Consider the following 13,370-nt stretch of genomic DNA (forward strand, 5'->3'; position numbering starts at 1 on the left):
CAACCTATGGAACCAACTACCGCTTTAGAATGCTGGGAAACTAGATCATTCGATAATACAAATTGTGAATGGATTGTAACTGGTACACAACCTGTTGAACCAACAACAGAATGCTATGAAACGGCAACCTTTAATACGGCAACCTGCTCTTGGGATATTACTAATGATGGAGATTTGGAAGATCCAGTATGTAATGTTCAAAATATATCTATTGAACTGGATGCATTTGGAGATGCAAGTATTACAGCAGATCAAATTGATAATGGATCAACAGATACTTGCGGCATAAACTCGATTTCTGTAAGTCCTAATACATTTAGCACTAGTGATATTGGTGATAATACAGTCGTATTTACGGTAACAGATAACAGTGGAAACACATCTACTTGTAGTGCGACAGTTACTGTAATGCAGTACACTTTGGCTACGTCAGAATTTACATATGAGAATGTCAGTATTCAACCAAATCCGTTTAATACGTATATAGAAATCAGTTTACCTACTGCGGTAACTAATGATCAATTTACTATTAAGTTATACGACTTAAATGGAAGGTTAGTTTATAACCAAATAGCATCTGGTGTACATGGTAAAATAACGGTTCAAAACATAGATAAATTACAACAAGGACCTTACTTAATTAAACTATTGAACAAAAACAATGGTCAAACGGTAGTTAAAAAACTGATTAAGTTCTAAACTAAATTGTAATAATCATTTAATGGCAGGTTTATAAAAACCTGCCATTTTTTATACCTGATAATCAACACATTAAATTCTCAATATGCATTTCGTCGATTTTATTTGCATTTCATAGATGTTTTATCAAAAAAATATTTATATTAGCCACATCAAAATATATAAAATCAAAACCCAATGAAATTAATCTACTCTAAATTAAAAATCACTACAGCATTGTTCGTGTTCATGTTTGCATTCAGTATGATGCAAGCCCAAACAAATTCATTAAAACAAGCAAATAAATATTTAAAAGAGAAAGGCGAATTAACCTTTACCTTTCAAGTAAATAATCATAAAGACGTTGAAAAATACTCTAGAGATTTTTCAATTGTAAATTATGACCCAAGCACCAATATGGTAATTGCTTGGGCAAATGAAAAACAGTTTAGAGCATTTGAAACTCGTAATATTCCTTTTGGAGTTCCAAAAGATGAAAATGAGGTGGATGAAGCTTTTATTTATGATGTAAGACCATTGGCCTCGAGATCTTCTAGTCGCGCTACACTAACTTTTCCTGTCAATTCATATCCAACATATGCGGAGTATGCTGCGCAAATGCAAGATTTTGAAGATGACTATCCTGCTTTAGTTGAAAAGTTAAGTATAGGAACAACAGGTCAAGGAGATAAAGAACTTCTTTTTGTAAAAATTTCTGATAATGTATCTACAGATGAGCAAGAACCAAAAATTATGCTCACCTCCTCTATGCATGGTGATGAAATTGCCGGATACCCAATGATGTTATCATTAATAAACTATATTCTTACGGTTTATAGTAATACAGGTCACCCAGATCATACAAGAATTAAAAATTTAGTTGAAAATACCGAGATTTGGATTAACCCAAGTGCGAATCCAGATGGCACATATCATAACAGCGCTTCCAACACCTCGGTTGTAAATTCAAGAAGAGGTAATGGTAATAATATTGATTTAAACAGAAACTATCCAGATAATGTTGCAGGTGCTCATGACGATGGAGAAGCATATCAAACAGAAACTTTAGCCTTTATGGCTTTAGCCGAAGCGAATCACTTTGTGATTTCTGCTAACTTTCATGGTGGTACAGAACTTGTAAACTATCCTTTTGATAATGCCTATGTAAGTCAATATACACATCCGGATAATGATTGGTTTGAAAACATTTCTGTAGAATATGCAACCCATGCGCAAACTGATGCTAATTCCGGAAGTACTCCTGGAGCTCCATATGCTTACAAAGCGTCTTATATGACGGATGATGATGATAGCAATATAACTGTAAGCCCTGGTGTAACTCATGGTGCTGAATGGTATCGTGTATATGGTGGTCGCCAAGATTATATGAATTTTTACCACCAATGTAGAGAAATTACAATTGAACTTTCTGACCAGAAAATATTACAAGAAAGCAGATTAGATGATTATTGGTATTATAATAGAGATGCCTTAATAGATTTTTTAACCCAAGGCACTTATGGTTTTAGAGGAACAGTAGTAGATGATATGTCTGGAAATCCAATAGATGCAACCATTACTATGGTTGGTCATGATGCCTATGGTTCACAAACGGTTACAGATATTTCCCATGGTGATTTTTACAGACCGATTAAAGCTGGAACATATACTATCTTGATTGAAGCACCTTGCTATCAGTCAGTTACAATCCCTAGTGAAAGTATTACTAATTATCAAACCAAAGATTTAGGTGCTATTCAATTAACGGCATTGACTGCTACTGCGCCAAGCAGTTTGAATACAACAGGAACAGATGCTACCTCAACAAATGCATCATGGTCAGCTACAACAGCTGATAGTTTTGATATCAGATATCGCGAAGTAGGAACTGGAACTTGGACAGAAGTTTTGGATATTACGTCTAATCCGTATCAGATTACTGGACTATCGCCTAATACTATTTATGAATTCCAAGTAAAATCATATTGTGGCTCAAATGGAACCTCCTATTCCGTTTCAGAACAATTTACGACAACGAATATTAGCTTTTGTGAAGCACAAGGAAATGATATTTCGGATGAATATATAGGAAATGTAACCATTAACGGAACAAGCAGCAATTCCGTTGGAACAACAACCTCGGGCTATTCTGATTATACTGGAACAACCATCTTTGGAAATCTAGATGTTTTAACAAACGCAACAGGAAATACTATAAGTATAATCAAACATTGGACAGGAACTAACTACAATGAAGCCATTACCGTTTGGATAGACTTTAACCAAAATGGTACTTTTGAAACAGCTGAACGCATTTTTAGAACAAGTTCAGACCAAACGACACCTGTTGCCGGAACTTTTGACATTCCAAGTAATGCCGTTTTAGGAAGTACACGAATGCGTGTTTTGATGAAATATTACAGTGCAACAGGAACTTATGCCAATGACCCTTGTGAAACATTCGGGTATGGTGAAGTTGAAGATTATACGTTAAACATTACGAATTCAACTTTAAGCACCTCTAATTTTGATACCAATGCTATTAAAGTATTTCCGAATCCTTTTAACAATTCCGTTAATATTAAACTAATAGATAACCATGCTATAAATATTAGCGTTTTGGATATCAGCGGACGTATGATTATGAATATGACAGAAACCAGCCCTGTAAACCAGACCATTACTTTAAATAATCTGGACAAACTATCCTCTGGCACTTATTTTATAAAACTCACAAACACAGCTTTAAACAAAACTGTTGTGAAGCGTATAATTAAACAGTAAACCAATCAAAAAGTATAAAAGCCATTAAAATTGTAAATTTTAATGGCTTTTTAAAACACTGATTGTTAAATAATTAAAAACAGGATATGCATTTCGTCGATTTTATTTGCATTTCATAGATAAAAAATATACATTTGTCCCTTAAGCTATTAATACTAAATTAATTAGTCCCTAAACTAATAAATTAACTACTTATGAAAAATTCTACTATTTTAGTACGAAAGTGCCTATTGCTATTTAGCGTACTTTTATTTTCAGGTTACGCGTTTTCGCAAACAACATTCACTGAAGTATCAGTTAATTGGCCTAGATATTCCGCTGAAAATAGAGTTGAAATTTATAACCCAAGCGGAACATTGTTGCAAACAATAGACAACGGATATACTGGAAGTACTGACAACAGTTATTCAACATCGGTAGTACTTGGGTGCATTCCTGACGGAAATAACTATTATATCATTATGTATGATACAGCAAATGATGGTTGGGATGGTGCCAGTTCCAATATTACAATCTCAACAGCTGGAACAACTGCATTAACAGATAGCGGTAGCAGTGCAGCAAACGGTTCTGGAACAACAATCTATTTTGATGTAAATGGAGGATGTTTTGGATCTTGTTCATCAACGGTGAGCACTTTTCCTTATAATGAAGGATTTGAACTTGGTAATACTGGTGCTTGGATTCAGGATACTTCAGATGATAGAAATTGGACAAATAGAACTGGAGGTACACCTTCTAATTTCACAGGTCCATCAGGAGCAAATGGAGGTACAAGATATTTATATACGGAAGCTACAGGAAACTTCAATAAAACATATAATTTAATAAGTCCATGTTTTGATATCACGTCTGCAACAAGCGCTCAATTCTCATTTTATTACCACATGTATGGTGCGGATATGGGAAATTTGTATGTAGAATTAAGTACGAATGGTGGCTTTTCATATGATTATAATTTATGGTCGCAATCTGGACAAGTTCAAACTTCTAATGGACAAGCATGGAATCGAGTAAATTTAAATTTAGCTCCATATCTCGGTCAAACTATTACTATACGCTTTAGAGGAGAAACTGGAAGTGATTATAGTAGTGATATGGCAATTGATAATTTATCTTTGATAGCTACCACAACCCCACAACCTGAAATAAATATTACTGGTTTAAGTAATACGATACCAGATGGTGATACAACTCCAATAATCGGAGACAATACCGATTTTGGAAGTACAGGTTCTGGAACTCCAGTAAGTCATACGTTTAATATACAAAATACGGGTACACTCCCATTAACAATAGGAACCATCACATTTTCTGGCGCAAATCCAGGCGATTTTTCTGTTACAACCGCTCCAAGTGCTTCTATAGCCGCTTCTGGAAATAGCAACTTTATTGTGGCATTCAATCCTAGTGCAAACGGTACTCGAACGGCTATCATGTCTATTGTAAATAATGACAGTAACGAAAATCCTTACAATTTCACACTACAAGGCACAGGAGTTGTCCCATTAACCGAAGGTCCAGGAGGTGTGACAAGTGACCTAGCACTTTGGTTAAAAGGAACAGATGGATTAGGCTATACCAATGGGCAACCTGTTTCACTTTGGGCAGATCAAGGTCGTGGATCTAACGCAACGGCTCCAACCGGATTAGAACCAACATATTTTGATAACCCAAATAGAAATGTCAATTTTAATCCTGTAGTAGATTTTGACAATGATTATGATACCGCAACTGAAGATTTTGATTATTCAGACACCAATCGAAATACATTAATAGGATCTTCAGGTTTTTATACGCAAGATATGTTTATTGTAGTTATTCCAGATGTAAATGTCACTTCAGGTTTAGCTAGTATGGATGTCTTTTGTGGTGATGAGGATCCCGTTACAGATGAGCGTGATGGATCCGGAATTGGATATGGTAGATATTCCTTAAGATATGATAATGAAGTTATTTCATACGCAGTTGCTACAACATCTACTACCAGTGTCCCTGTAGCTAGTAGAGGATACGGTGTAGCACATACCAGCACTTCTGCAAGCTATAACAACGTAGGTATTATCAATTCTAAAAATAATTCTAATACTGCAACGGCAAATATTTTGTTATATAATGCTAATAATATTGGAAATACAGAAGTGGGATTACCACAATTTGCAAACGTTTCTAATTCAAGATATTTTCTTGGCAGAAGTGAAGCTTTTAAAGGTAGTTACGAAGGAAGGATAGCTGAAGTAATAACATATTCCGCTAAAAAAACAGATGCCAACCTAACACAAGAACGTAATAGAATCCAATCTTATTTAGCTATTAAATATGGTATTACATTAGGTGTAAACGGAACCTCACAAGATTATGTCGATAGTGCAGGAACCCTAATTTGGGATGCCAACACAGGTACACCAGTAAACGATGTATTTAATTATGATATAGCTGGAATTGGTCGCGATGATGATTCAGACTTACTTCAAAAACAATCACGAAGTGTTAATAACGCAGTTGATGGTGGTTTTAGAGCGCAAGGTGTATTAACTATTGGAATGGGTAACATTTCTAATACGAACAACTTAAACGGTAACAATGAACTAGAAGATAAAGAATTCCTAGTTTGGGGTAATAATGGTGTCGATTTAGATACCGCTTCTCCAGATATTGAAGTGAACATGAGTTCGGCTATTTCACCTGCATTAACAACAAATGTTTCATTCTCTGCAATAAGCAGAACATGGAAAGTAGTTGAAAAAGTAGCAGCTCTAGGCGATATTCCAACCGTTGAAGTTGCTATATTAAAAAGTGCGGTACGAACCGCTACGCCTCCAGATGGTCGTTACTTAATGTTTATTTCTGATACACCAAATTTCGATCCTACGGCAGATTACCGTGTTATGAGAGAAGGAACCAATGAATTAGGCGAAGCTATTTTAAAAACTAATTACGATTTTGATGGTACAAAATACATCACATTCGGTTGGGCTCCAGAACGCACGTTTGAGCGTTCCGTATATTTTAATGGAACAACCAGCTACATGGATATGGAAGATGCTTTGGATGTCAATCCAACAGCTTTCACTATATCATCATGGATTAGACGTGATGTTAATTCACTAAATAAATCAATCTTATCAAAACGTGATGCAACCTTTACAGAAGGATATGATTTGAAAATTAATGCTATAGGTCAATTTGAGATTGCTTGGAAAACAAGTTCAGGCGCTATTCAAAGAACAACATCCAATACTATTATTCCTCAAAATGAATGGCATCAAGTAGCCGTAATTTACCAAGCTGGTGAAGCAAGATTATATGTAGATGGTGTTTTTGACAAGCAAGCTACTAGAACAGCTCCAAATAATACAGATCAATCATTTTTTATTGGTGCCGCATCTAAACTAGCCCCTCAAGCCTTTTTCAATGGAAATATTGATGAAGTACGGATCTGGAATACCGCCTTAACGGTTCCGCAATTACGCTACATAATGAATCAAGAAATTGAAGATAATTCAGGTTTTGTTGGTGGTTCTTTCTTTATAGATAAAGGTGTTACGCCAACTAAAAATGATATTGCAACAATACCATGGTCAAGTTTGGCTGGATATTATCCAATGTCAACCTATACCTATACAAATACGAAAGATGAATCTGGAAATGGTAACCAAGGTGCGCTACGAACTTTAAGAACAGTAGATAAGCAAACCGCTCCACTACCCTATTTATCAACAGCAAATTCAGCTTGGGATACAAATGCAACATGGGCAAACGGTAACTTACAAACTATTCCAGGTGCGAATTCTATTGCAGATGCCACACAAACAATCGACTGGAATATTGTTGAAACAAACCACAATATTACTATGGATAATGGAGCATTAGCTTCTTCCAATAATGACAATAGAAATCTGTTAGCCTTATTTATCGAAACCAATAAAATTACCGTTGATGGTGATAATACGACAGAAACTGGGAATGGTCTTACTATTACACATTATTTAAATATTGATGGTAAAATAGATCTTGAAGGTGAATCGCAATTAATACAAACCATAGATAGTGATTTATTAGTTGGTGCTACTGGTTCTTTAGAAAAAGATCAACAAGGTACACGCGATCTTTTCACCTATAATTATTGGAGTGCTCCTGTTGGAAATACAGCCACGGCAGATCCTAATAATTACAGCTACACCATGAATAATAATGTCATGAAAGATGGTACATCATCTGGAACGCCTGCAAATATTACTTATGTTGGTGGCTATAACGGATCAAATAGTGATGCCGATTTAAAAAATTGCACACTATTGGATATGGAAATACAACAACCGATTGGCTGATGATTATGCATCATGGCAACATGTAAGAAACACAGGAACATTACTTGCTGGAGAGGGCTTTACAATGAAAGGTGTTACAAATACTTCAGGAGTTGTATCATTAGAACAAAATTATGTGTTTGATGGTAAACCAAATAATGGAAATGTTGCATTAGGAATTAATGCAGGTAACGAATACCTCGTTGGAAACCCATATGCTTCTGCTATTGATGCTGAACAATTTATCACAGACAATGGACCGACAATTGATGGTGCTGGTGCAGACCCATTAATCAGTGGTACACTTTACTACTGGGATCATTTTGGAGGCGGTTCACATATTACTAGGGAATATGAAGGTGGCTATGGAACATACAACTTTTCAGGTGGTGCTCCAGCTGCTGATCATGCATCATCACATCCTGATTTACCAACAACTGGAATTGGCACTAAAACACCAGGACGTTATATTCCTGTAGGACAAGGTTTCTTTGTACTGGGTGAAGCTGATGCAGATGTCGTTTTTAACAATGGTCAACGTGTATTTCAAAAAGAAGATGGCTCTGCTTCCTTGTTCATGAGGTCTGCACAACAAAATGTGGATGTGGTAGATACACGAATGAAAATTCGATTAGGTTTCAACTCCGTGAATACCATTCACAGACAATTATTGGTAACTGCCGACGATCGTGCTTCTTTAGCGTACGATTGGGGATTTGATGGCTTACTAAATGAAGTACAAGTAGATGATATGGCTTGGTTAATTGATGCTGATAAGTACACCATTCAAGGTATTGATACTTTTACTGAAGAAACAGTTCTACCATTACACATTAAAACTGGCGATGATGGTTTGAATAATATAACTATTGATAGTTTAGAACACATTCCAGATGATTTAAGCATATTTGTTCATGATATGGAGTTGGATATTTATCACAACTTACGTACCAATGGCAACTATGAAATCTATTTAGCCGCTGGAAATTATACAGATCGTTTTGAAATTACATTTACGGATGGAAATTCATTAAGCACTGATGACGTGGCGACGCAAGAAAACCTAAATGTTTATTTTGCGAACACTAAAGGCAGTATCATTATTCATAATCCGAAAATGGTTAATCTAGATGCTGCAGAAATGTTTAACATTCTTGGCCAATCGGTAATCCGTGTTGATAAACTGGAAGAAACAAACTACCAAGAAATTAAAGTGACTGGCTTAAGCACAGGAACTTATATTATTAATCTTGAAAAAACTGACGGTAGCCTGATAACTAAAAAAGTAATAATTAAATAATAGCAAACATTATCAACCACTAAACTAAAAAAGCCCTGAAATTAATTTTTCAGGGCTTTTTTCATGTTGATATATAACGCGTTGTTTTCGAAATACTTTTAAGCTAATTTAGAGAACAAATCCTCTAGTGACAATTCAAATTGCTCGCCTGAAATCATGTTTTTCAACGTAAACAAATTGTTTTCCATTTCATTATCTCCTACTAAAACTACAAATGGAATGTTGCGCTTATTGGCATGATTCATTTGTTTTTTCATTTTAGCAGCATCTGGATATAATTCAGCATTCAACCCTTTTAAACGAAGTTGCTTAATTGCTTTTAGACTAAATAAGGCTTCCGTTTCACCAAAATTGATAAACAATACATCAATATTTTTAGTTACCGTTTCTGGGAACAAATTCAGTTCTTCTAATACCAAATAAATACGATCTAATCCAAAACTAATGCCAACACCACTCACATCATTTAAACCAAAAATACCAGTTAAATCGTCATAACGACCACCACCACCAATGGATCCCATATTGACACCTTCTGGTGCAGAGACTTCATAAATAGCTCCTGTATAATAATTTAAACCACGTGCTAATGTCACGTCCAACTGTAATTTGGCAGATTGTAAACCCAATTCTGAAATAGCTTGATCTATAAACGCCAATTCTTTAATACCTTTTTTGCCTTCTTCTGAAGTAGATAAAATGGATTTAAGCTGTTCTATTTGCGAATTGAAATCACCAGTAACCGTAAACAATGGTTGCAATTTATCTATTCCAGCTTGCGAAATGCCTTTTTCCAGCATTTCTGCCTTTACCTTCTCCTCGCCTATTTTGTCGAGTTTATCTAAAGCCACGGTAAAATCAATGAGTTTATCACTCGCTCCAATGACTTCGGCAATTCCAGAAAGTATTTTTCGATTGTTGATTTTTATGGTAACACCTTCCAGTTTTAATGCCGAAAAAACGCTGTCATATAATTGAACGAATTCTACTTCCTGCCATAATGATGTGGAACCAACCACATCCGCATCACACTGATAAAATTCTCTGAAACGACCTTTTTGTGGTCTATCTGCTCGCCAAACAGGTTGCATTTGGTAACGTTTAAACGGGAATTCAATTTCGTTTTGGTGTTGAACAACGTAACGTGCAAAAGGAACTGTTAAATCGTAACGAAGGGCTTTTTCGGAAATACTGGAGATAATTTTATTAGAATCCTTTTCAGAATACAAGGCATCATCAACCTTATTTAAATAATCACCAGAATTCAAAATCTTAAAAATCAGACGATCACCTTCTTCACCATATTTTCCCATAAGGGTATCCGAATTTTCAAAACTTGGTGTTTCAATAGGTTGAAATCCGAAGGTTTCAAATTGCTTCTGGATGGTTTGAAATATATAATTACGTTTAGCAACTTGCTCTGGATTAAAATCGCGCGTGCCTTTTGGTATACTTGGTTTTTGTGCCATACTCTTTTTCCACGAAAGTGGGAATCTCTTTTTTAATCCCGACAAAAGTCGGAACTCATTTATACTATAAATTAACTCTTCAACAAAAATAATTAATAATCAGCTGTCATTACGAGCTTTTTCATTTAAAAAAGCCTGGTAATCTTTTTAATAGTTATTGGGATACCAATTCAAAAGATTGCCACGTCACTCCTACCGTCGTTCCTCGCAATGACAATGCTTTAATCTAATTTATCAATTTATCCAAATACTGAAATAAGTCACCTTTGGTAATCACGCCTCCTTGTTGAATGAGTTGAAACTTATCTTTATTTTTATCGTCTGAATAGTCTTTTTTCGCTTGAAGAAACTCAACATCGTCATCCATCAAATTTTCGCGTAACCAATTGAAACCATCTTTGGTGGTTAAATCGATTGGGTTTTTCAATTTTACAGCAATCAAATGCATATGCTCATCTTTTAAATGAAACACATGCATTTGTTGAGGCGAAATATGCTCTATATACACCACTTTATTTAAAACGCCTTCCCAAACCAAATCGCTAAACACATCTAATTCCTGTTCGGCAACTTCAGGTTTGTTCGTTTTAATATCATTCCATTCATCTGCTGTAATGGTTTGTGTCGCGAGAAAATTGATAAACTCTTGATGTAATTCTTCAAATTGTTCTTTGGTTAATCTTGCGTATTTCATGGGTACTAATTAATTTAATATTCGTTTTTATTTTTCAATCTGTAAAGCTTTAGCAGCTTCAAATGGTCTATCAGTAGCAAAAATATCAATGCCTAATTTTTGCCATTTTACATATAAGGAATCGCCTTTAGCTTCTGCTTGTTTGTCCAAGTTACCAAGCGTTCCTAACATGGTTTTTACGCCTTTTTTATGCAAATTATTATATAAACTAGTATCTGACAATCTAGTTCCTGTAAATGCCAACATATTTTGAGTTGGAATATCCGATTCTAATAGCCAATCTAATTCCTGCTGATTTCTTGCGGAAACGGATAATAATAATTCAGGTGCAAATTCATAAGCTTTATTGGCTTGTTCCATATCATACGTAATAATTATGGAAATATCTTCTGCGTGATTTTCCCGAATAGCTTGAATAATTTCGGTTACATCTACACTCTTTTTAATATCAATCGTTAGTATGGCATTATTGGCTTTAGACCAAGTTAAAACATCAGAAAATTTGGGTATTTTATATGAGGTTTCGTTTCCAAAGTCATCTACTAAATTAAAAGCTTGAAGTTCATCAAAGGTATAATTCGTTAATTTATCAGTTCCTGTAGTTGTTCGTTCTAATGTATTGTCGTGCATTAAAACCAGAACGCCATCTTTTGTTTTGGCAACATCTATTTCAAAAACAGCAACAATGCTATCATTTACGTACTTAATCGTTTCTAAACAATTTTCTGGATAATTAACCAAGCCAACACCTCCACGATGCACGCTAATTAAAGGTGACACATTAGGTTGGTATTGAAACGCCTGAATTAAGGCAGATGGTCTTAATGAAAAGTCAGGAATAACCTCTTCCGTTGCAGTCGGTTTATCTTTACACGAAAAAATAATTAGAAAAACGAGCAATACTGATAGTCTCATAATAAAAATGTACAAAAATTGAAATTAAAAAAACCGTTTAGAGCCAGTCCAAACGGTTTTTATTATACTGTGCAAATGCTAATTATGCTTGAGCAATAACTTCGAATGGTAATTCAACAGTTACTTCTCTATGTAAACGAATTACCGCATCATACTGACCTAAACGCTTAATACTACCACCAGTAATACTAATGAATTTTTTGTCAATTGTGTGTCCTTCTTTTTCAAAAGCTTCAACTAAATCTGCTTTGGTAATTGAACCAAATAATTTATCACCTGCTGATGCACCTTCAGTAGCTTTAGCTGTAATCTTAATTTCTAAAGATTTGATAGCCTCTGCAATTTTGGTAGCATCATCAATAATTTTCTTGTCTTTAAATGCACGTTGCTTTAAATTTTCAGCTAATACTTTCTTTGCAGAAATAGTAGCTAAAACAGCTTGCTTTTGAGGAATTAAAAAATTTCTACCATAACCGTTCTTAACCGTTACAACATCGTCTTTAAATCCTAAATTTTCAACGTCTTGTTTTAATATAAGTTCCATTGTTATGAGTATTTTATTTTAATAAATCGGCCACATATGGCATTAATGCTAAATGACGTGCTCTTTTTACAGCTACAGATACTTTTCTTTGGTATTTTAAAGAAGTTCCTGTTAAACGTCTTGGTAAAATTTTACCTTGTTCATTGACAAAACCTAATAACCAGTCTGGATTTTTATAATCCACGTACTTGATACCAGACTTCTTAAAACGACAATATTTTTTCGCTTTATTCGTGTCTATATTTAACGGTGTTAAATATCTAATTTCACCGTCTTTCTTTCCTTTTGCTTGTTGCTCTATAGATGACATAATTACGCTTTTTCTTTAAGTTTAACTCTTCTTCTTTCTGCCCAAGAAACAGCATGCTTATCTAAAGCTACTGTTAAGTAACGCATAAAACGCTCATCACGTCTAAACTCTACTTCTAATGGATTGATAACTTCGCCATCAACTTGATATTCGAATAAGTGATAAAAACCACTTTTTTTGTTTTGAATTGGATACGCTAATTTTTTTAAGCCCCAATCCTCTTTGGATATCATCTTCGCTCCTTTAGAAACAAGAAATTCTTCGTATTTCTGTACTGTTTCCTTTATCTGAACTTCAGATAAAACGGGATTTAAGATGAAAACAGTTTCATAATGATTCATAAAAATCTAAATTTTATAGTTAAAA

The 13,370-nt window shown here is 34.7% G+C and carries 10 protein-coding genes; 4 read left to right on the forward strand and 6 right to left on the reverse strand.

Going from position 1 to position 13,370, the window contains the following annotated elements:
• The 4 genes from GK51_RS01125 to GK51_RS02430 all read left to right on the forward strand — a co-directional run.
• A partial coding sequence (locus GK51_RS01125) for a T9SS type A sorting domain-containing protein (protein WP_048331160.1) occupies positions 1-699 on the forward strand: 699 nt, incomplete at its 5' end.
• Between the two features lie 177 nt (positions 700-876).
• Positions 877-3,462 carry a M14 family zinc carboxypeptidase gene (locus GK51_RS02425; RefSeq protein WP_082132690.1) on the forward strand — a complete coding sequence of 862 codons (2,586 nt, stop codon included), beginning with the start codon at positions 877-879 and terminating at the stop codon, positions 3,460-3,462.
• 194 nt (positions 3,463-3,656) lie between these two features.
• The gene (locus GK51_RS01135; RefSeq protein ID WP_082132691.1) at positions 3,657-7,793 is read left to right on the forward strand and encodes a LamG-like jellyroll fold domain-containing protein; all 4,137 of its coding nucleotides are present in this window, start codon (positions 3,657-3,659) and stop codon (positions 7,791-7,793) included.
• The gene (locus GK51_RS02430) at positions 7,786-9,072 is read left to right on the forward strand and encodes a T9SS type A sorting domain-containing protein (protein ID WP_053069201.1); all 1,287 of its coding nucleotides are present in this window, start codon (positions 7,786-7,788) and stop codon (positions 9,070-9,072) included. The genes GK51_RS01135 and GK51_RS02430 overlap by 8 nt, the downstream gene beginning before the upstream one ends.
• Before the next feature lie 98 nt (positions 9,073-9,170).
• On the opposite strand, the gene hisS is transcribed toward GK51_RS02430, so the two are convergent.
• The 6 genes from hisS to rpsF form a co-directional block, all read right to left on the reverse strand.
• Positions 9,171-10,541: a histidine--tRNA ligase gene (gene hisS, locus GK51_RS01140; RefSeq protein ID WP_048331161.1), complete on the reverse strand. Its 1,371-nt coding sequence runs from the start codon at positions 10,539-10,541 to the stop codon at positions 9,171-9,173.
• A 226-nt stretch (positions 10,542-10,767) separates the two neighbouring features.
• Complete coding sequence (locus GK51_RS01145; protein ID WP_048331163.1) at positions 10,768-11,235, reverse strand: DUF6495 family protein; 468 nt, start codon at positions 11,233-11,235, stop codon at positions 10,768-10,770.
• Positions 11,236-11,262: 27 nt separating this feature from the next.
• Positions 11,263-12,150, reverse strand: coding sequence for a glycerophosphodiester phosphodiesterase family protein (locus GK51_RS01150; RefSeq protein ID WP_048331164.1), 888 nt, complete (start codon positions 12,148-12,150; stop codon positions 11,263-11,265).
• A gap of 82 nt (positions 12,151-12,232) precedes the next feature.
• Positions 12,233-12,694: a 50S ribosomal protein L9 gene (rplI, locus tag GK51_RS01155; protein ID WP_048331166.1), complete on the reverse strand. Its 462-nt coding sequence runs from the start codon at positions 12,692-12,694 to the stop codon at positions 12,233-12,235.
• 13 nt (positions 12,695-12,707) lie between these two features.
• Positions 12,708-13,007 carry a 30S ribosomal protein S18 gene (rpsR, locus tag GK51_RS01160; RefSeq protein ID WP_197072705.1) on the reverse strand — a complete coding sequence of 100 codons (300 nt, stop codon included), beginning with the start codon at positions 13,005-13,007 and terminating at the stop codon, positions 12,708-12,710.
• Positions 13,007-13,345: a 30S ribosomal protein S6 gene (rpsF, locus tag GK51_RS01165; protein ID WP_048331169.1), complete on the reverse strand. Its 339-nt coding sequence runs from the start codon at positions 13,343-13,345 to the stop codon at positions 13,007-13,009. The genes rpsR and rpsF overlap by 1 nt, the downstream gene beginning before the upstream one ends.
• Positions 13,346-13,370 lie beyond the last annotated feature (25 nt).

The sequence above is a fragment of the Bizionia psychrotolerans genome (genome assembly GCF_001039595.1).

What these genes read in the sequence shown, in the direction of transcription:
- GK51_RS02425 (WP_082132690.1), top strand. Translation starts at nt 877, where the DNA reads ATGAAATTAATCTACTCTAAATTAAAAATCACTACAGCATTGTTCGTG.
- GK51_RS01135 (WP_082132691.1), top strand. Translation starts at nt 3,657, where the DNA reads ATGAAAAATTCTACTATTTTAGTACGAAAGTGCCTATTGCTATTTAGC.
- hisS (WP_048331161.1), bottom strand. Translation starts at nt 10,541, where the DNA reads ATGGCACAAAAACCAAGTATACCAAAAGGCACGCGCGATTTTAATCCA.
- GK51_RS01145 (WP_048331163.1), bottom strand. Translation starts at nt 11,235, where the DNA reads ATGAAATACGCAAGATTAACCAAAGAACAATTTGAAGAATTACATCAA.
- GK51_RS01150 (WP_048331164.1), bottom strand. Translation starts at nt 12,150, where the DNA reads ATGAGACTATCAGTATTGCTCGTTTTTCTAATTATTTTTTCGTGTAAA.
- rplI (WP_048331166.1), bottom strand. Translation starts at nt 12,694, where the DNA reads ATGGAACTTATATTAAAACAAGACGTTGAAAATTTAGGATTTAAAGAC.
- rpsF (WP_048331169.1), bottom strand. Translation starts at nt 13,345, where the DNA reads ATGAATCATTATGAAACTGTTTTCATCTTAAATCCCGTTTTATCTGAA.